Consider the following 20,022-nt stretch of genomic DNA (forward strand, 5'->3'; position numbering starts at 1 on the left):
ATGCAGCTCGACATCTTGCAGGCCCAGCAGCGATTCCACATCCGCCAGCGGCTGCGGATGATGGTCAACCAGTACGAGGTCCACACGGTGGCGCCGGACGGCTCCGAGGGCGAACTGCTGGCCTTCGCCCAGCAGAAGCGGCTCGCCTTCAAGGAGCAGGTGACCATCTACACCGACGACTCCAAGCAGCAGCCGCTGCTCGGTTTCAAGGCCCGCCAGCGCATCGACCTCGGCGCCACGTACGACGTCACCGACGCCGCCGGCAACCCCATCGGCCTGTTCCGCAAGGACTTCGCCCAGTCGCTGCTCCGCTCCACCTGGCACGTCGAGCAGAACGGCCTGCCGCAGATCACCGGCCAGGAGCGCAGCCTCCCGGTGGCGCTGCTGCGCCGGTTCGTCGACTCGCTCTCCTGGCTGCCGTACCACTTCGACTTCACCGCCGGCGGCCAGCCGGTCTTCACTGTGGTCAAGAAGTGGGGCCTGCGCGACCGCTACGTGGTGGAGATCCAGCACCCGCAGATCGACCGTCGCGTGGTCATCGCGATGGCCGTCGCCCTGGACGCCCTCCAGGCCCGCTGACGTCAGGCTGACCCGACCGTCCGGGACGCCGACCGCCGGGTCCGCGTCCCGGCGTTCGGCCGAGGTCCGGGCCGGCGCGGAACGTGCGTCACCGTGCTGGAATCCGCCCCTGCGGCACCCCTGTTGGCGGGCGGTGACCGTCACCTCCGCCGTGACCAGCACGCCGAGGCCGTCGAGCCGGCAGGCGACCACCTGCCCGCCGATACGGCCCACGAGGTCAGCGACCCGCTCACAAGCGAGCCCGTCGCCAACCCGGTCTGCTGCCGCGCTACGTCCGCCGCCCGAAGACCCCCACCAGTACAAACACCAGACCGATCCCGAGCAGGCAGACGCTGGCCCCACCTCCCTCCGCCAGAACGCCGCCTCGCCGTACCACCGCGCGCCAGACGGCGGCTCCTGAGCACGCGGCGAGCGGGACGACAGCGCACCGGACGACGGCTAGTGCGTTGTCCACCAACGTTCACCGGTTTCTGGTTGGTGTCGTGGATCCGCGCTTGGGGAGAGCGACTCATAGACGGCGTCGTCGGCGTGGGGGCGAAGTCCAGGGACGGCACAGTGCGGCAGTGGATAGCAGGCGAGACGCGATTGCGCGTGCATTGGTCACTCTCATAGGCCCTTGGAGAGAGAATCCCGTAGGGAGTCGGGCCAGGTTGATCATGCTGAGCCGACGCTGTCCGGCGCAGTTTGGGCAGGCCACACACCTGACAGGACAGGCCGCGAGAGCTCGTTTGGGGGCTCGTCTCGCGGACACCCCCGAACGAGCCCGCAACGCAGTACCCAACCGAGCCCCCAACGCGCCCGGACAACAGGGACAGGGCCGCACTAGCAAAGAGGGCAGTGCCGCCCTGTGATCGCGTCCTATTTCGTTTGCCGTGCTAATCGTCTGCTGCTGGGGTGGCTCACCTTCGCGACGACTGTGCCGCGGCGATCTGGTCTCCTGCCCGACGCCCGTGGCCGTACCGCCCGCCGAAGGGCCGGTCGTCGCGGATTTTGTTGCGCGCCTCGGCTGCGCCGGATGGCGCCCCCACACCCGAGTGGCGAACCAGCGTGGGCGGCGGATGCGGGCGGTGTCAGGTCGGTCAGGTGCTGTCAGTCGCCGGCTGTTCTAACGGAAGCGCCCGCAGGTCTGACAGAACCTGTCCGGACCTGACAGACATCGCAGGGCGTCGTCCCGTCACGCCGGCCCGCCCGGACGCCACCGGCGGCGCGGCGGGGGTCTCTCGGCGCGTAGGAGGCGCACGAGCGCCGACGCGGTGGCGTTGGACAGCGGGTGCCCGTCGGCGCGCATCTGCTCGGTGAGGGCCTCGCGGGGACAGCGGGACACCGTGGGCGGCCAACGCGTGAGCCGCGGTCCGGGCTGCCGGACCAGCCCGACGAGCGCGGGACCGCCGTCCCGGACCGCTGGTCCCGGACCGCTGGTCCCGGACCGCTGGTCCCGGACCGGCAGACGCCGGTCCGTCAACGCGGGGACCGTGGCGGTGCGGTCACGGACCGCGGCCGGGGTCCGGGCGGACCGGCACACACAGTCCGAAGGTCCCGGCAACGGCACGGCGTGCAGCCGACGGTGGAGTTCGGCCAGCCTCCGCCGCGCCGGCGGTCGTCAACTGTCCGTCGACAAGGCCCGCAGCATCGTGGTCCATGCAGACGTTCCATCACCAAGTCGGGACCGCAGGGCTGGCGGTCACTCTGGGTGAGGGCCGGTGTGGCAGTCGGGCCCGAAGGCAGGGCTGCGCCTGGTCCGCGCCGACCAGCACGAGGAGCGCGGGCAGCCAGCGCGTCCTGGCCGCCGCCGGGTCGGGGGCCGAGTCCACCTCCGCACCGCCGGCGGCGGCGAGCCGGAGCAGGTCGTCGAGGAGGTACACCGTCGCCGGTGACGACCAGCGGTCGTCGGCCGGGAGACGGGACGGAGGTAGGAGTGGCATCGCGGCCTCCAGCGGTCGGGCTCGGGGTGCTGACCGAGACCCTGCTCGCCGTCGACGCCGGCGGCCGCCCCACCGGGGCGGCCTGTGGACGACGCGGCCGTGGACAACGCCCGCCGCCGCAGTCGATCTGCTATGCGTACCTCCGTCGCAGAGGCCGCGATCGGCCGCCGCCGGCACCGGGAAAATGCGCCGGCCACTTCGCCACGTACCGTCCGTCGGTGCCGCAAGCGCGCACGCTCGACGGGCGATTCACCCATTGGCCGGCAGGTCGGCGATCCGTGTGCCGAGGTCCAGTTCGAGCGGGCCCCGGGTCTGGAAGCCCCGGCTGAACAACTCCCTCGACCGGTCCTGCACCTCCGGGGCGGCGACCGACTCCTGGAACCGGCGACCGTCGGCGCGTACCGCGTCGACCGTCGGCAGCGTCAGCTCGTTGATCGCCCGCTTCGTGGCCTGGATCGCCGCCGGGGGAAAGGACGCGATCCGTCGGGCCAGCGTGGCCACGAACTCATCGAGTTCGGCGTCCGGTAGCGCCCGGTTGATCCACCCGTACCGCTCCGCGAGGTCGGCGTCCGCGTCCTGCGCGCCGAGGATCATCTCCAGCGCCCGTCCACGGCCGAGACGGCGCGCCAGGTGCTGTACGCCCCCGGCGCCGGGCGCCACGCCGAAACCGCACTCGGGCTGGCCGAGCAGGGCGTTCTCCCGCGCCGCGAAGCACATGTCGCAGGCGAGCACGAACTCGCTGCCCGCTCCCCGAGCCCGTCCCCGCAGCTTCGCGATCGTGACGGCCGGCACGTCGCTCAGCTTGCGCAGCACGATGCCGAGAAAGGCGTCCTGCGGGCCCCCGCCCGCCTTGGCCGCCTCGGCCGAGTACTCGGCGACCCTGGTCAGATCGACGTGCGAGATGAAGAAGTCCGGGTCGGCGCTGTCGAAGACGACCACCCGTACCTCGGTGGTCCCGGTCAGTCGGCGGAGCAGGGTGACGAGGTCCCGCACCAACTCCGGACCGATCATGTTGATCGGCGGCGCGTCCAACGTCGCCGTCAGGACGCCGTCGGCCAGCTCCGTACGCAGGGTCTCGAACGAGGCGACCACCCGCGTGCTCCTCTCCGTCGCGCGACCGGGGCCGCGGGCAGCGGCGGTGGGCTCCGCGGGGCGGCCGGCGCCCGGGTGCCCGGACGCCGGACGGATCGGCGCCCGATGGGTCGTTGTCGAGCGTACGGACCGGCGCCGCCCGGCTGTGGCGCTTCGCCGGATCCCGGGCGCACTCGGAACGCGGAGCCGGTAGGCATGCCGTCAGTCGACAATTGGCTCTCGACCTGGAACGACGGGCCGGGGAGAGTGGCGGTCGGTGCCGTACGTATGGGAGTTGTGATGCAGGTAGCCGTGGTCACGTTCGACGGGTTCAACGAGCTCGACAGTTTCATCGCTTCCGCGCTGATCAACCGGTGCCGTAGGGACGGCTTGGAAGCCTTCATCACGACGCCGACCCCAGTCGTCACGTCGATGAACGGCGTCGAGGTGACCGGGCAGCGCCCGATGGAGTTCGTGACCGAAGCCGACGTCGTGCTGATCGGCAGCGGTGTGAAGGCGCGAGACGTGGTCGCCGACGCGGGGCTGCTCTCCAGGTTGCCCCTCGACCCGTCCCGACAGCTGATCGGCGCGCAGTGCTCCGGCGCGCTGGTGCTCGCCAAGCTCGGGTTGCTCGACGGCATGCCCGCGTGCACGGACCTGAAGAGCCGGCCGTTTGTCGAAGCCTGCGACGTCACCGTGCTGGATGCGCCGTTCCACGCCGAGGGAAACATCGCCACGGCGGGCGGCTGCCTGGCGTCGCAGTATCTCGCGACCTGGGTGATCACCCGAATGCTCGGCGAGGACGCCGCGCGCGACGTCATCGGGTACGTGGCTCCGGTCGGCGAGAACCAGGAGACCGTCGAGCGCGCCATGCGGGCCGTTCACTCGGGCGAGGTCGTACTGGGCTGATGCCCCGCGGCCCTCGCTCGGGTCATGGGCCACGGGCAGGCGTCCCACGACGCTAAATCGTTATACACACGTCCCGGACGATCGCGCGGCTCGACTCGTGGACAGCCGTCGAACTGCCGGCCGACGATCCGCTGACGTCAACGATCGAACCAGCGGCGGAGCGCCGCCGGAGATCGACGGGAACGACCTGACCTGCGGCGGGGCAGCGCTCCCAGATAGGGACGACCCCCGTCGGGGGGAGACGGGGGTCGTCGGGAGGTTCGGCTCCGGGGGGGTCGAGCCGAACCAACTCAGCGGTCACGGGGGGTGCAACCGCCGAGGGCCTGTTTGTTGTCCGAGATATGAATACTCGTCGTGCGGACAAGTCTGCCTGAGCGGACCTGTTACGTCGAGTGGTGTCCACTCCACTCCCTGCGAATTTGTTTTCGCAGAGTGTGATCGCGATCACTGTGAGCGGCGGCGATCGGGCGGACTCGCAGGTCCGGAGATCACCCCGACCCCGGGCACCCGCCGACCATAGACCATCCGACTAGACTTTCGCGCCGTGGGCCGAGGTGCCGCTTTCTTCGATCTGGACAAGACCGTCATCGCCAAGTCGAGCGCCCTGGCGTTCGGCCGGCCGTTCTACCGGGACGGCTTGATCACACGGCGTGACGTGGTCAAGTCGGCGTACGCGCAGCTGATGTTCCGGCTGGGCGGCACCGACGAGCAGACCATGGCTCGCACCCGGGACTACCTGGCCACACTCTGCAAGGGCTGGCAGGTGGAGCAGGTCCGCCAGATCGTCGCGGAGACGCTGCACGAGCTGATCAACCCGTACGTGTACGCCGAGGCGGCCGCCCTCATCGAGGAGCACCAGGCCGCGGGCCGGGACGTCGTGCTGGTCTCGGCCTCCGGCGAGGAGATGGTGCGGCCGATCGGTGAGCTGCTCGGGATCACCGACGTGATCGCCACCCGGATGGCGGTGGAGGACGGCCGTTACAGCGGCGAGGTCGAGTTCTACGCTGCCGGCCCGAGCAAGGTCGAGGCGGTCAGCGAGCTCGCCGAGGCGCGCGGCTACGACCTCGCCGACTCGTACGCCTACTCCGACTCGTACAGCGACCGCCCGCTGCTGGAGTGCGTGGGCCACCCGACCGTGGTGAACCCGGACCGGCAGCTACGCCGGCTGGCCGTGGAGAACGCCTGGCCGGTGCTCGAGTTCCGGCATCCGATCCCGCTGGGCCGGCGGCTGCGGGAGCGCCCGGCCGTCCCGGTGGCCGCGGCGGCGGCCGCGGTCGGCGTCGGCGTGGCGATCGGCATCGCCTGGTACGGCCGGCACCGCCGGACCCGTGCCGCCTCCACCACCACGGCCTGACGCCCGCCGGGTCCGGGACGCGCTGCCGCCCTCACCCCCGCCGCACGCCGCCCGCCCCCTGACCCGTCACCCGGCGCCTCGATCGCACCGGTCGAGGCCGCAACTTCCCGGAAAATGCCGCATCCGACCGACAGGAGGCAGCAACATCCGGGAAAGCGCGCGGATCTTGACCGGCAGGCCCGGGAGACGCGCGGACCTTGGCCGGCGGGGCCCGGAAGACGCGCGGACCTTGGCCCGCGGAGGGACCGGGAGGCGCGCGATCTTGACCGGCGGGGGGCCGGTCAAAGCGCGCGGATCTTGGCTCGCGCGGGGGCCGGTCGGTCAGTCGGCGGCGAGGATCTCGTCGCCGATCTGGGTGAGCTGGTCCGCGCCGACCTCGACCGCGCTCATGTAGTGCCGCAGCCAGGACCGGAGCCCGTCCGGGGTACCGGTGGCGAAGGCACCGGCGGAGCCGACGTACTCGGGCTCGCGCTCGTGGTGCCCGACGTCGACCGCCAGCAGGCCGCGCGGGTCGGCGCCGCTGGCGAGCAGCACGAGCCGCGCCGCCCCGCGGGCCACCACGCCGGACGGCCCGGCGAACGGCCGCAGTGCCAGCAGTTCGCCGTGCACCACGGCGGCGAGCACCAGCGGGGAGACCTTCGTACCACCGGCGGCCAGCGCGGCCAGGCCGTCCAGCCGGGCGCCGACCGCCGGGTCGGCCACCGGCCGCCCCAGCTCCGCCTCGGGTACGACGTCGCGAGCGGCGAGCACGTGCAACTTGGCCAGCGCCTGCCGGGGCGCCTTCGGCCACAGTTCGGTCAGCCCGGGCAGCGCGCCGGCCACCCGCAGCGCGCCCTGGAGCACGGGGTCGGTCACCGTGCCGGCGCGGACCTCCTCGCGTTCGTGCGCGTACCCCTCCAGGGCGGCGCTCGCCACCGCGGACCGGAGGCTGACCTCGGCCGCGACCTGGCCGCCGTGCCGCCGCAGCGCGCGGTGCCGCAGCGCCTGGTCGAACCGCTCGCGGGCACTCTCGACGGCGGGCGCGACGTCGGCGAGCGCGAGCAGCGGGGCGAGCGGATCGGTCGTCACCCCGCCACCGTAGCGAGCCGGCCGGCCGGCACACCGGCCAGCCGCGGGGAACGCGACCGACACCACGCGCCAGGTCGCGGCGGGTGCCGGGTGCGCAGCTTGGCGCGCGACGCGGGCCGCTCGGCGCGATGGAGGCGGGCGGCGGTCGCCCGTGCCGGCCGTCGCGACTAACCTCTCCCCCAGACGAGACGCAGGTCACCCCACCCCGAGCGACGAGGAGTCACGGATGAGCGAGGCATTGGCCAATCTGCTGAACGAGACGCGCCAGTTCCCGCCGCCGGCCGAACTCGCCGCCGAGGCCAACGTCAAGGCCGACGCCTACGACGAGGCAGCGGCCGACCGGCTGGCCTTCTGGGAGCGGCAGGCCGGACGGCTGGCCTGGTCGAAGCCGTGGGACCAGGTGTTGGACTGGTCGAACCCGCCGTTCGCGAAGTGGTTCGTCGGCGGCCAGCTCAACGTGGCCTACAACTGCCTGGACCGGCACGTCGAGGCGGGCCGCGGCGACAAGGTGGCGATCCACTGGGAGGGCGAGCCGGGTGACACCCGGACCGTCACGTACGCCGAACTGCACAAGCTCACCTGCCAGGCGGCGAACGCGCTGACCGAGCTGGGCGTCACCGCGGGCGACCGGGTGGCGATCTACCTGCCGATGATCCCGGAGGCCGCGGTCGCGATGCTGGCCTGCGCCCGGATCGGCGCCACGCACAGCGTGGTCTTCGGCGGCTTCTCGGCCGACGCGCTGACGAACCGGATCCAGGACGCCAGCGCCAAGCTGGTGATCACCGCGGACGGCGGCTACCGGCGGGGCAAGCCGTCGGCGCTCAAGCCCACCGTGGACGAGGCGGTGGCGAACTGCCCGTCGGTGGAGCACGTGCTGGTCGTCCGCCGCACCGGCGAGGACGTCGCCTGGTCGGCGAAGGACCACTGGTGGCACGAGACGGTGGAGACGGCCTCACCGGAGCACACCGCGCAGGCGTTCGACGCCGAGCACCCGCTCTTCATCCTCTACACCAGCGGCACGACGGCCCGACCGAAGGGCATCCTGCACACCACCGGCGGCTACCTGACCCAGGCGTCGTACACCGCGCACGCGGTCTTCGACCTGAAGCCGGAGACCGACGTCTACTGGTGCACCGCCGACATCGGCTGGGTGACCGGGCACTCCTACATCGTGTACGGGCCGCTCTCCAACGGCGTCAGCCAGGTGATGTACGAGGGCACCCCGGACACCCCGCACAAGGGCCGGTTCTGGGAGATCGTCGACAAGTACCAGGTCACCATCCTCTACACCGCCCCGACGCTGATCCGCACGATGATGAAGTGGGGCGAGGACATCCCGGCCGGGTTCGATCTGTCCTCGCTGCGGCTGCTGGGCAGCGTCGGCGAGCCGATCAACCCGGAGGCGTGGATCTGGTACCGGCAGCACGTCGGGCGGGGCGCGCTGCCCGTCGTGGACACCTGGTGGCAGACCGAGACCGGCGCCATCATGATCTCCCCGCTGCCCGGCGTGACCGAGGCCAAGCCGGGCAGCGCGATGACCGCGCTGCCGGGCATCGCCGCCGACGTGGTGGACGACCAGGGCCAGTCGGTGCCCAACGGCGGTGGCGGATACCTGGTGCTCAAGGAGCCGTGGCCGTCGATGCTGCGCACCATCTGGGGCGACGACAACCGGTTCATCGAGACGTACTGGTCGCGGTTCGGCGCCGGCGCCGGGAGCGGCGAGTCGGGCGGCGACTGGGTCTACTTCGCCGGTGACGGCGCCAAGAAGGACGACGACGGGCACATCTGGCTGCTCGGCCGGGTGGACGACGTGATGCTGGTGTCCGGGCACAACATCTCCACCACCGAGGTCGAGTCGGCGCTGGTCTCCCACCCGTCGGTGGCCGAGGCGGCGGTGGTCGGCGCGACCGACCCGACCACCGGGCAAGCGATCGTCGCGTTCGCCATTCCGCGCGGCAGCGCGGACACGGCCGGCGAGGCGGGCGAGCAGCTCATCGCGGACCTGCGCAACCACGTGGCGAAGACGCTCGGCCCGATCGCCAAGCCCCGGCAGATCATGCTCGTGCCCGAGCTGCCGAAGACCCGGTCCGGCAAGATCATGCGGCGACTGCTGCGGGACGTGGCGGAGCACCGGTCGCTCGGCGACGTCACCACACTCCAGGACTCGTCGGTGATGGAGCTGATCTCCTCTGGCATGAGTGGCGGCAAGTCCGACGAGGACTGACGGCTGACGTACACCGTGGAGGGTGGCGGTCCCGCGCGGACCGCCACCCTCCGTCATGTCTTACGATCTGCTACCCACATCGACGCGCTCTGTCATATCGGTCGGTCGGGGGAACCATGAGCGGCTGAACGGACACAGGCAGGCTTCGACCCCTGTCGCTCCGGGTCGGTCGTGATTTAGGTTCACGCAGGCCGTGTCGGTTCGACAAGTATCACTTCGACGGCCGGCCGGCCGACTCCCTCCTCCGCCATGCCCGAGAAATGGAGCGGCATGAACAAAAAACCGAAGTCCGGGTCGCGCCGACGCATACTCGTCGCGCTGCCCGCCATTGCCCTCGCGGCCACGTCACTGACCGTGACGAGCAGCGCGGCGGCCGAGACGTCCGCCGCTCCGCGCGCCGTGATCGGGGCCGACGAGCACTACATCAACTACGCCGAGCCCGAGGTGCAGCCGGACACCACCGGCCGCGAAGTCAAGGGCAAGGACGGCGTCTACACCACGCCGGCCGACGAGGCGCGGGCGTTCGACCGCAAGTACGCGCGCGGCAACCCGGTGACCGCGCGGGAGCTGGCCAAGCTCGAGGCGAAGTCCATCCGGACCAAGCAGAACCCGCGGAAGATCAAGCAGGCCCCCACCACCCAGACGGCGAAGCTGCTCACCCTGCTCGTGGAGTTCAACGACCAGGCCAACGACGACTTCACCAACGTCATGGTGCCGCGGACGGTGTTCGAGGACCGCACCTGCGTCCCCGGCACCGTGCAGAACGGGCCGAAGCACAACAACATCCCGAACCCGGCCAACCTCGGGTACGAGGACAACAACTCGATGTGGGTGCCGAACTTCTCGCCCTCCCACTACGACAAGATGCTCTACACCAAGAAGGGCATCACCGAGCGGGTGCGCAAGGACCTGAGGGGTCCGGACGGCAAGAAGGGCATCGACCTGTCCGGCCGCACCATGCACAACATGTACCTGGAGATGTCCAAGGGCGCGTACACCGTGGACGGCCAGGCCAGCCCCTGGATCACGGTGCCGCACTCGGAGGCCTGGTACGCGGCGAACCGCTGCTTCCAGGACGAGAACGGCAACTGGGTCGCCGGCCGCCAGCAGTCGATGAACGGTCACCCGGACAACCCGGCCGGCGCCGGCCGGCTCGCCACCGACGCGATCGACGCGCTCGCCGCCAAGGACCCGCGGTTCCCCTGGGCCGACTACGACATCGAGGACCAGGGCGACCGTGACGGCGACGGCAACTTCTTCGAGCCGGACGGCGTGATCGACCACCTGGTGCTGGTGCACGCCGGCAAGGGCAAGTCCAGCGGCGGCGGCGCGCAGGGCGTCTACGCGGTCTGGGCGCACTCCTCCTCGGTCGTGGGTGGCTACACCATCCCGGGCACCAACCTCCAGGTGTCGAACTACATCGTGCAGCCGGAGGACGCCGGTGTCGGCGTCTTCGCCCACGAGTTCGGCCACGACCTCGGCCTGCCCGACCTCTACGACACCTCCGGCAACGCCGACTCGGACGTGGACTTCTGGGACCTGATGGCCTCGGGCTCGCACTCCGGTGAGATCTTCCAGGCGCTCCCGACGCACATGGGCATCTGGGACAAGTGGGTGCTCGGCTGGGCCGACCCGCTCACCGTGGCGCCCGGCTCCGGTTCACGCAGTGTCGAGTTGGGGCAGACCTCGCGGACCCCGGTCCGCACCGAGGACGGCATCAAGATCGACCTGCCGGACAAGGTGACCACCCTCGCCACGCCGCACAGTGGCGCGAACATGTGGCACGGCGGCAACGACCAGGACTGGGCCGACGTCAAGCTGAGCCGTTCGGTCACCGTGCCGGCGGCGGCGGACGCCAAGTTCTGGATGTGGAACAACTACGTCATCGAGGCGGACTGGGACTACGGCTTCGTCGAGGTGTCGACCGACGGCGGGACCACCTGGGCCGAGCAGAAGGTGTACGACGAGGCCGGCAACCCGGTCACCACGCCGGACAACTACCCGGACCCGAACGGCCGCATGAACGACTTCGGCGGCAAGAAGTACGGCCTGACCGGCACCACCAACGGTTGGCGGCACGACTACGTCGACCTGTCGGCGTTCGCCGGTACGACGATCCAGCTGCGGCTGCGCCAGGCCACCGACGAGGCGTTCGTGGAGCGGGGCTGGTTCGCCGACGACTTCGCGGTCACCGGCGGCGGTGCCACCACCTGGAGCGACGACGTCGAGGGCGGCGCCAACGGCTGGACGGCCACCGGCGGCACCTGGGTCGACACCACCGGCACGGGCTGGAAGATCGACGGCGGCACCAAGGTCAGCGCACACTACTACCTGGCCGAGTGGCGCAACTTCGACGGCTTCGACAAGGGCCTGAAGTACGCCTACGACACGATCTACTCGCGCGACGCGTGGAAGGTCGACCGGATCGCGTACAACGCCCCGGGCATGCTGGTCTGGTACCGGGACACCGAGCTCGGCGACGTCAACCACGTGACCGGTCAGCTCACCGCGCTGCCCAGCTACGGCGCGAAGGGCGGGCTGCTCATCGTCGACCCGCACTTCGACCCGTACCGGCGCACCGGCGCCGCGGCGGTGAAGGACCCGTCGGTGACGGACAACCTGCCCAGCCGTCCGCAGTCGTCGAACGCGGCGTTCTCGCTGAAGCCGACGTACCCCTTCACCGAGTGCCTGGAGGCGGCGGGTGAGCCGTACAGCGCGTACTGCACCAAGTTCCGCTCGCAGCCGCCGGTGCCGGCGTTCACGGACGCCAAGGGCTGGTACCCGGGCATCGAGATCCGGGACGGCTCGGCGTTCGCCCGGGACAGCGACGCCTCGGTGGTGCTGCCGTCGCGGAACAACGCGCCGTACACCACCCGGGTGACCCACCCGGACGGCACGCCCGCGCCGGAGTTCTACGGGGTGACCCTGGGCGGCGGCGCGATCGTGCTGGGCACCGGCAACCCGGGTGACCAGGGCGTCAACTTCGGCGTCTCGCTCACGATCAAGAAGACCGCGCGGGACAACTCGTCCGCCACGATCTACGTGACGCCGGCGACGAACTGATCCATCGATCAATCGTGGGGCCGGTGGCGGAAACGCCGCCGGCCCCACTTTTCGTACGTCTGACCATTTGATCGAAATGCACCGCTGCACGTGCGAGGTCCGCGGCCCGGCCCTGCTCATCGACGGTGATGGAGTGCTCGGGGTGTGACGGCTGACGACAAAGCAAACAAAATCTTGCAACAAATCGACGCGTCCATCTTCCCACCCGTCCCGCCAGTGTCTATGTTCACCATTGGTCCCACCTGTGGGATCGATCTCCACCGGTCCCTGCCCCAGTAGGGCCGGTTCCCTCACACCGGAGGTACCACGTGCGCAAAGTCGCAGTGGGTCTGCTCGGGCTCTCACTGACGGCGACAGGCCTGGCTTTCGGCCCGTCCGCCTCGGCGGCGCCCCAGCCCAAACTGCCGGCAGCAGCTCCTTCCGCCGCCGAACCGCAGGCACTCAAGGACGAACTCCCCGACAAGCTCGAGGACAAGCGTCGCGAGATGCGTCAGCAGGGGCTCAGTGACGTACTGAGCGGACGCAGCAAGCCCATGGAGGTCAACGGAAGCACGGTCGTCAAGGTCGGTGAGACGACCGGCACGGGCACGAACGCCCGTACCTTCGCTGGCAACCAGCGCAAGAAGGACCAGTACGTCGAACTCAAGCGCGAGCGCACCGACAAGATCTTCGTGATCCTGGCGGAGTTCGGCGACCAGCGGCACCCGTCCTACCCGGACAAGGACATGAACCCGGACATCGCCGGGCCGACGACCTTCGAGGGGCCGCTGCACAACCAGATCCCGGCGCCCAACCGGGCGGTGGACAACTCCACCGTCTGGCAGCCGGACTTCAGCCCGGAGCACTTCCGCCAGCTGTACTTCGGCACGAACCCGGGCGACGAGTCGCTGAAGCAGTACTACGAGGCCCAGTCCTCGGGTCGCTACACGGTCGACGGCATGGTGTCCGACTGGGTCAAGGTGCCGTACAACGAGGCCCGCTACGGTCGCTCCGACGACCCGAAGGCCGACAACGACCCGACCGGCGATCCGGCGGTCTGCGGCGACAACGTCTGCTCGAACACCTGGCTGCTGATCCGGGACGCCGCGAACCAGTGGGTGGCCGACCAGAAGGCGAAGGGCCGTACCGACGCGCAGATCGCCGCCGACATGCGGTCCTACGACCAGTGGGACCGGTTCGACTACGACGGCGACGGCGACTTCAACGAGTCGGACGGCTACATCGACCACTTCCAGATCGTCCACTCCGGCGGCGACCAGGCCGACGGTGACCCGCACCAGGGTGAGGACGCCATCTGGAGCCACCGCTGGTCGGCCTTCAACAGCTCGCCCGTCGGCCCGCCGAACTTCCCGATCGGCGGCACCGAGATCGGCAACACCGGCGTCTGGATCCGCGACTACACGATCCAACCGGAGAACGGTGGCCGCAGCGTCTTCTACCACGAGTACGGCCACGACCTGGGCCTGCCGGACGACTACGGCCCGGCGGACAACAGCAACGAGCACTGGACCCTGATGGCCCAGAGCCGGCTCGGTGGCAAGAACGACGCCGGCATCGGCGAGCGGGGTGGCGACCTGGGCGCGTGGAACAAGCTCCAGCTCGGCTGGCTCGACTACGAGGTGGTCGTCGCGGGCCAGCAGCGCACGCTGGACCTCGGCCCACAGGAGTACAACTCCAAGAAGGCACAGGGCGTGGTGGTGGTGCTGCCCCAACGGGAGTACACCTTCAACTACGGCGCCCCGTTCGCGGGCTCGAAACAGTACTTCTCCGGCAACGAGGACGACCTCAACAACAGCATGACGAGGACGTTCGACCTCACCGGCAAGTCGTCGGCGGCGCTGTCGCTCAAGGGCAAGTACGCGATCGAGGAGGGGTACGACTACCTCTACTTCGAGGCGTCGACCGACGGCGGCCAGACCTGGACCGACCTGGACGGCACCGTCAACGGCGAGCCGATCGGCGTCGACGGCGCCGACCGCCCGGCCCTCGACGGCAGCAGCAACGGCGCCTGGGCGGACATCAACATCCCGCTGGACTCGGTCGCCGGCAAGGTGGCGCAGATCCGCCTGCACTACGTCACCGACGGTGGCGTCTCCGAGGGCGGCTTCTTCGGTGACGCGATCACCGTGACCGCCGACGGCCAGACGGTGTTCAGCGACGGCGCCGAGACCGACGCCGGCTGGGCGCTCGACGGCTGGGAGGCCGTCGGCGCGACCTACACCCGCCTGTTCGACAACTTCTACATCGCGGGCAACCGGTCGTACGTCTCGTACGACAAGTACCTGAAGACCGGCCCGTACTTCTTCGGCTACGCGAACACCCGCCCGGACTGGGTGGACCACTACGCGTACCAGGAGGGCCTGCTCGTCTCGTACTGGAACACCCGCTGGGCGGACAACAACACCGCGCCGGTGTCGCCGACCAACCCCGGCGGTCACCCGGGTGAGGGCCGGAACCTGTACATCGACGCGCACCCGCGCCCGATCTACAACCTCACCGGCGCGCCGTGGCGGGCCCGGGTCCAGGTGTACGACGCGCCGTTCAGCCTGAAGAAGGCCGACTCGTTCACCCTGCACCTGAACAGCCAGCCGCAGTACATCCGCGGCCAGGCCGCGGAGCCGCTGTTCGACGACACCAAGAAGTACTTCTACGAGGAGCTGCCGAACCACGGCGTCAAGCTCCCCGCAGCCGGTGTCAAGATCAAGGTGCTCGAGCAGAACGGCACCTCGATGAAGATCAAGATTTCCTGATCGCTCCACGGTGACGACGGCGGCGCCCGGGATCTCCCGGGCGCCGTTGTCGTTCCGGCCATTTCTTCCGACCCGCCGAGATCGTGGCCAGCTCCGGCCCCTCCGGGGTTCACTCCGTACCAAGATCTGTGCGCCGCGGTCGGAACTGAGACGGTGAGCAGGTGCGTCGAAGAGGCGTGGTGATGTTCTCCCGGGGTGCCCCCGTCCTCGTGCCGGTGCTGGTGCTGGCCCTGTCGGCCTGTGCCGGGCCCGGGCCCGGTGACGCGGGTCCGCCCGCGTCGCCCGCATCCTCGGCCCCCGACGGGGCGAGCGCCACGCCGACACCGGAGGTGGCCACCGAGCCGACACCCGGTGCGACCACCCCGCCGGCCCCGAGGGCGACCGGCTCCCCGGCCCGGCCGCCGATGTCCGCCACCGAGCTGCCCACCCTGCGCCCGCCGGTCGTCAAGCCGAGCCCGCCCACCGACCTGCGGCCCGCCGGCCTGGTCAGCGGGCACATCACCCGGGGTGGCCGCGGCCCCTGCTACGGCCTGGTGGCCGAGGACGGCACCGAGTACGCGCTGCACGGCCCCGACGCGGGTGAGTTGCGCGCCGGCACCTTCGTCACCCTGCGGCTCACCCCGACCCGGGTCCGGATCGACTGCGGCCCCGGCATCCCGATGACCATCGTGTCGGACTGACCGCTACGTCCCCATCCGCCACCCGCCCGCCCCGACGGGCCGGACCAGCCGCGATGTGCCGGGGCCCTAGGCTGGAGCGCATGACCGACCAGCACGGCGGGGCCGTCGACGAGTCCTGCGTCCTCACCGAAGGGCCCTGGACGCACCGGTTCGTCGGGGCGAACGGCAGCCGGTTCCATGTGGTCGAGGCCGGCACCGGGCCGATGGTGCTCTTCCTGCACGGCTTCCCCGAGCACTGGTGGGCGTGGCACGACATGCTGCCGGCCGTCGCCGACGCCGGCTTCCGGGCGGTCGCGGTGGACCTGCGCGGCTACGGCGCCAGCGACAAGCCACCCCGGGGGTACGACGGCTACACCCTCGCCGCCGACATCGCGGGTCTGATCAGGGGCCTCGGCGAGCGCTCGGCGACCCTGGTCGGCACCGGGGCCGGTGGGATGGTCGCCTGGACGGTTGCCTCGTTCCACCCCGCGCTGGTCCGCCGCCTGGTGGTGCTCGGCGCGCCCCACCCGCTGCGGCTGCGCGCCGCCATCTTCGCCGACCCGCGCGGGCAGTTCGCCGCCGCCACCCCGACGCTGAAGTTCCAGCTCCCCCGGTACGAGCACGTGCTGACCAGGGACGCCGCGGCGCCCGTGGAGGAGCTGCTGCGCCGCTGGGGCGGGCCGGACTGGGTGGCCGGACCGGACTTCGCGCCGTACGCCAGCCGGTGCCGGGAGGCGATGCGGATCCCGCAGGCGGCGTTCTGCGCGCTGGAGGGCTACCGGTGGGCGTTCCGATCGGCGCTGCGACTGCACGGCTACCGCTTCGTCAAGCTGATGCAGAAGCCCCTGATCACGCCCACCCTGCAACTGCACGGCGCGGCCGACCTCGCCTCCCTGCCGCGTACCGCTCAGGGCTCCGGCCGCTACGTCGTCGCCCCGTACGAGTGGCGGCTGCTCGACGGGGTCGGCCACTTCCCGCACGTCGAGGCGCCCGACGTGGTGCTCGGCGAGGTGCTGCGCTGGACGAAGTCCTGACCGGCACGGGCGGCCGCCCGCCCGGCCGAGGCCACCGCGTCGCCGGCTACAGCCGCTGCTCGCGCAGGTCGGTGACCTCGGCGGCGGGCGCCCAGCCCTGGTAGACGCCGAAGTCGAACGCCTCCAGCCGCATCGCCTGGGCCACCGGCCACCGCCCGCCGGTGTACTCCACCCGCAGCCAGCCGTCGTGCTCGCCCAGCACGATGAACGGCTGCCCCTGCCAGGTGCAGGTCGTCCGCACGTACGCGAGGTCCTCGACCTCGCTGGCGGGCAGCACCCGGACGTACCTGCCGGGCTGCACCTCGTCGAAGCCCTCGGCGGGTTCCGGCTGGTAGAGGCGGATGTCCTCGCCGTCCGGGCTGGCCTGGTACTCCCGGCCCCGCCAGCGGGCCAGGTAGCCGTCGCGGATCATTCGGCCGGCACCTCCCGCCAGCGCAGCGCGTCGGTGTCCAGGCTCGCGACCACCCGCTCGCTGCCGTCCGCACCGAGCCGCCAGAGCTGCGCGCCGTGCGGCAGCCGGGCGCTGTCCACCTTGAACTCCGCGACCACGTCGCTGCTCTCCCCCGGGGCGAAGCCGTTGCCCCGGAACGGGGCGCGCTCGATGACCCAGCCCTCCATGGCCCGCATGGCGGGCTCGTTCTGCCCGCCGTAGGGGATCCGGTAGAGGCTCGGCCGGTGCGCTGGCCAGCGCAGCACGTAGATCTCGTCGGCGTCCGGCGAGAAGGGCGAGTCGGGGTGGCCCAACCCGAGCGCATCGTAGAGCTGAGCCGGCGTGTTCAGGTGGGCCAGTTCGTTCGCGCGGTGCACGAAGCCGGAGACCCGGTCGTAACCGCGCTCCAGGTAGTAGGCGAGCTGGCTCGGGGCGATGGCCTTCTGCATCATGACCGGGCGCGACGGATCGACCGCCTTCGGCGTATATCGGGGACGTTCGGCGGGCTCGGCCGCCGCGGGTGGCTCCTCGGGCTCCCCGTCGTCGCCGAGACCGACCTCGGCGGCCCAGTTGGCCAGACCGACGATCTGCTCACCGGGCAACTTCGCACCCACCGGGGTGCCCGGGTTGACCGCGAACGACCACGCCTCGTCCGGCCAGCGTCGGATCAACTGGACGAACTTGACCCGGACCGTCTCCACCTCGCCGTCAGCGTGGTCCGCCATCCGCTCCGGGGAGGTGTAGACCACCACGAACCGCTCGCCGTCCAACTCCTCCGTACGCCACACGAAGCCGGGATCGCCAGGTCGGCTGCCGGACGCCGCTTCCGGGTGCACCGGCAGCAGGACCCGGGCCAGCAACAGCGTGGAGAGGAAGGTGTCGGTGCTGCCGGAGCCGGCCGCGCCGAGCAGGTCCTCCTCGACCGCGTTGGCCGGCTGGAAGTCGGCCACCGGGTCTTCGGCGGGCGGCGCGGGGACCGTCGCCGCACCCGTGGTGTCGCGGGACGGCCCGCCGTCGCCCGGAGTGGCGGCCGCACCCGTCGAACCGGCTGTCGCGCCCGCCGGGTCGTTCGCCTCCCCGATTTCAGGCTCGGTGGACGGAGGCGGCGGCGCGGCCGGCTGGCCGCCCCACAGGTCCGCGCCGGCGTCGGCACGCCCGTTCTGGGTGGCCGCCGGGTCGGCCGGTGCGGCGGCGGGGGCGGACGACGGCCGGTCCGCGGGCCGAGGCGTCCGGACCGGGCCGCGCACGCCGGACGCGGTCTCGTCCTCCGGCTGAGCGGGCAGGTCGCGGGACTCGACGATCGTGCCCTCGATGACGATCGGCGTGAAGCCACGGCGGGGCGCGGGCGGGCTGGAGACCGGCTCCGCGACGGACGGGGGCAGCTCCTCGGTGACGTCGTGACCACCACGCGGGTCTGTGCGGCGCTGCGCCGAACGCTGGGTCAACTCGGCGTCCTGCTCGGGCCACTGTCCGCGGCTTGAGGGCTGTGACGTGCCGGTCGGGAACCGGAAGGCGCGGGTCGGCTCGTCGGCCCGGGGATCGGGACGCGGCAGCGGCTGGGTCGCCTCGACGCCGGACGCCTCGGACCGAACCGTCCGCGAGTCGTCCGCCGGAAACCGTGGCGCCGGGGTCGGCTCGCGGTCGGGCGCGAAGAAGGCCTGCGTCGGCTCGCCGCCGGCCGGTCCGCCGAACGGGCGGCGGCGAGGGAACGGCTGCTCCCCGCGAGCGAAGCGCGACGGTGGCGTCGCGCGGTCACCCGACCGGCCCGGCTCCCGGACGGACGCCGGCCCCCGCCCGGACGCCGGTTCGAAGAAGGATCGCGGCGTGCCCGGCGCGCTCCCGTCGCCCTCGGCACGCGTGGTCGCGGCGCCGGCCCGACCGCCGCTCGACCTGCCGAGATCGCCGGGCGGACCGGAGCGGGGCGGCGGCCAGCCGGACCCGGCCTGATCGGCGGACGCGTCGGCCGGGGTGGGTGGCAGGAACGACGGCGGCGCGGGCCGGGCGCCGGCCAGGCGGGTCGACTCCCGGCCGCCGAGGCGGCTGTCCCGGTGAGGTTGGTCAGACTGTCCGCGCCCGGCGGCCGGACCAGCCGCTTCGGACGGATGTCGCGGGCCGGGGGCCGAATCGGCCGGGCGGCGCGGTAGCGCCGCCGGCGCGCTCGCGTCCGCCCGCGACGGCGCGCCGTCGGCGGGCTGTGCCGAGGCACCGCGGGACGTCGTCCGACCGGCGGCCGGGGCATCCGGCAGGCCGGCGGTCGGCGCGGCCGCCGCATCCCGACCCGAGCCGGCTCCGGAGGCGCGGGCCCGGGCCAGGCTCTCCGCTCGTTCCAGCCGGGCCCGGGCGCCGAGCGTGCGGCCGGGCAGCCGTACGTCGCCGCGGGAGAGCTGAGTGACGAACCAGGCCGGCAGGTAACCCTCGACCGGCAGCCCCGGGTTCACCGCCAGCCACCATTCCGGGTTGGGCCAGCCGGCGGCCAGCTCCGCGTAGGGGATGCGGCGGGTGGCGCCGGCGTTGTCGCCGAGACAGGCCCGCAGGGCGGCGCTGGAGGTGAACGCGAGCACGTGGGTGCGACCGCCGGTGGTCCAGGTGCCCCAGCCGGCCTGCCCCGACGACGGCTGCGCGGAGACCGGTAGGAGAAGCTCGGTCCGAGCCAGAATCCGGAAGTACAGCTCCTGGTCACCGGCGCGCAGCGCGTCACGCATCGCCGCCTCGGCCTCCGTGGCCGGCTCCCATTCGGTCACGGCCACCTCTCCTCCCGAGAACAGGCCACAGGCATCGCCTACAACCTACAAGGTAGTAACAAGATCACAATGGCAGGCCGTCGGCGGTGCGCCGGCTCGGCGTCGAGGAGATAACATCCCGTCCCGGAGTCGACACGATGCGGAGGCGGTCGATGTCCCGGTCGATGGCACGCCCGGTCCTGGCGGCCCTCACGGCGGCACTGCTGACCGGCGGCCCG

General features: G+C 71.7%; 12 protein-coding genes and 1 pseudogene. 8 read left to right on the forward strand and 5 right to left on the reverse strand.

Annotation, left to right across the window (positions count from 1 at the left end; all coding sequences use genetic code 11):
• Positions 1-579: a hypothetical protein gene (locus O7603_RS19560; protein ID WP_281571250.1), complete on the forward strand. Its 579-nt coding sequence runs from the start codon at positions 1-3 to the stop codon at positions 577-579.
• A 1,697-nt stretch (positions 580-2,276) separates the two neighbouring features.
• On the opposite strand, the pseudogene O7603_RS19565 reads toward O7603_RS19560, so the two are convergent.
• Together O7603_RS19565 and O7603_RS19570 are read right to left on the reverse strand one after the other, a co-directional pair.
• Positions 2,277-2,460: pseudogene (locus O7603_RS19565) on the reverse strand (septum site-determining protein minD); the annotation flags it as partial.
• Between the two features lie 290 nt (positions 2,461-2,750).
• Positions 2,751-3,593 (reverse strand): enoyl-CoA hydratase/isomerase family protein, encoded by an 843-nt coding sequence (locus tag O7603_RS19570; protein WP_281571251.1) that lies wholly within the window; start codon positions 3,591-3,593, stop codon positions 2,751-2,753.
• Between the two features lie 279 nt (positions 3,594-3,872).
• Here O7603_RS19570 and O7603_RS19575 point away from each other — a divergent pair, with 279 nt between their 5' ends.
• Both O7603_RS19575 and O7603_RS19580 read left to right on the forward strand, forming a co-directional pair.
• On the forward strand, positions 3,873-4,481 hold the full coding sequence (locus O7603_RS19575) for a DJ-1/PfpI family protein (protein WP_281571252.1): 609 nt from the start codon (positions 3,873-3,875) through the stop codon (positions 4,479-4,481).
• A gap of 544 nt (positions 4,482-5,025) precedes the next feature.
• Positions 5,026-5,835 carry an HAD-IB family hydrolase gene (locus O7603_RS19580; RefSeq protein ID WP_281571253.1) on the forward strand — a complete coding sequence of 270 codons (810 nt, stop codon included), beginning with the start codon at positions 5,026-5,028 and terminating at the stop codon, positions 5,833-5,835.
• Positions 5,836-6,156: 321 nt separating this feature from the next.
• Here the strand turns inward: O7603_RS19580 and O7603_RS19585 are convergent, their stop codons facing one another.
• Complete coding sequence (locus O7603_RS19585) at positions 6,157-6,903, reverse strand: oxidoreductase (protein ID WP_281571254.1); 747 nt, start codon at positions 6,901-6,903, stop codon at positions 6,157-6,159.
• 226 nt (positions 6,904-7,129) lie between these two features.
• On the opposite strand from O7603_RS19585, the gene acs reads away from it, so the two are divergent.
• The 5 genes from acs to O7603_RS19610 all read left to right on the forward strand — a co-directional run bounded on the left by acs (position 7,130) and on the right by O7603_RS19610 (position 16,633).
• Positions 7,130-9,127 carry an acetate--CoA ligase gene (gene acs, locus O7603_RS19590; protein ID WP_281571255.1) on the forward strand — a complete coding sequence of 666 codons (1,998 nt, stop codon included), beginning with the start codon at positions 7,130-7,132 and terminating at the stop codon, positions 9,125-9,127.
• Between the two features lie 270 nt (positions 9,128-9,397).
• Complete coding sequence (locus O7603_RS19595) at positions 9,398-12,190, forward strand: immune inhibitor A domain-containing protein (RefSeq protein WP_281571256.1); 2,793 nt, start codon at positions 9,398-9,400, stop codon at positions 12,188-12,190.
• A 323-nt stretch (positions 12,191-12,513) separates the two neighbouring features.
• Positions 12,514-14,940: an immune inhibitor A domain-containing protein gene (locus O7603_RS19600; RefSeq protein ID WP_281576739.1), complete on the forward strand. Its 2,427-nt coding sequence runs from the start codon at positions 12,514-12,516 to the stop codon at positions 14,938-14,940.
• Between the two features lie 161 nt (positions 14,941-15,101).
• Positions 15,102-15,620, forward strand: coding sequence for a hypothetical protein (locus O7603_RS19605; RefSeq protein ID WP_281571257.1), 519 nt, complete (start codon positions 15,102-15,104; stop codon positions 15,618-15,620).
• Between the two features lie 80 nt (positions 15,621-15,700).
• The gene (locus O7603_RS19610) at positions 15,701-16,633 is read left to right on the forward strand and encodes an alpha/beta hydrolase (protein ID WP_281571258.1); all 933 of its coding nucleotides are present in this window, start codon (positions 15,701-15,703) and stop codon (positions 16,631-16,633) included.
• 46 nt (positions 16,634-16,679) lie between these two features.
• Here O7603_RS19610 and O7603_RS19615 read toward each other — a convergent pair whose 3' ends face one another.
• Both O7603_RS19615 and O7603_RS19620 read right to left on the reverse strand, forming a co-directional pair.
• Positions 16,680-17,045: a hypothetical protein gene (locus tag O7603_RS19615; protein WP_281571259.1), complete on the reverse strand. Its 366-nt coding sequence runs from the start codon at positions 17,043-17,045 to the stop codon at positions 16,680-16,682.
• The gene (locus O7603_RS19620) at positions 17,042-19,804 is read right to left on the reverse strand and encodes an SseB family protein (RefSeq protein WP_281571260.1); all 2,763 of its coding nucleotides are present in this window, start codon (positions 19,802-19,804) and stop codon (positions 17,042-17,044) included. The genes O7603_RS19615 and O7603_RS19620 overlap by 4 nt, the downstream gene beginning before the upstream one ends.
• Positions 19,805-20,022: the final 218 nt, after the last annotated feature.

Source organism: Micromonospora sp. WMMD812 (genome assembly GCF_027497215.1).
GTDB lineage: Bacteria > Actinomycetota > Actinomycetes > Mycobacteriales > Micromonosporaceae > Micromonospora.

Coding starts and splice junctions, on each gene's coding strand:
- O7603_RS19560 (WP_281571250.1), top strand. CDS start 1: ATGCAGCTCGACATCTTGCAGGCCCAGCAGCGATTCCACATCCGCCAG.
- O7603_RS19575 (WP_281571252.1), top strand. CDS start 3,873: ATGCAGGTAGCCGTGGTCACGTTCGACGGGTTCAACGAGCTCGACAGT.
- acs (WP_281571255.1), top strand. CDS start 7,130: ATGAGCGAGGCATTGGCCAATCTGCTGAACGAGACGCGCCAGTTCCCG.
- O7603_RS19595 (WP_281571256.1), top strand. CDS start 9,398: ATGAACAAAAAACCGAAGTCCGGGTCGCGCCGACGCATACTCGTCGCG.
- O7603_RS19610 (WP_281571258.1), top strand. CDS start 15,701: ATGACCGACCAGCACGGCGGGGCCGTCGACGAGTCCTGCGTCCTCACC.
- O7603_RS19615 (WP_281571259.1), bottom strand. CDS start 17,045: ATGATCCGCGACGGCTACCTGGCCCGCTGGCGGGGCCGGGAGTACCAG.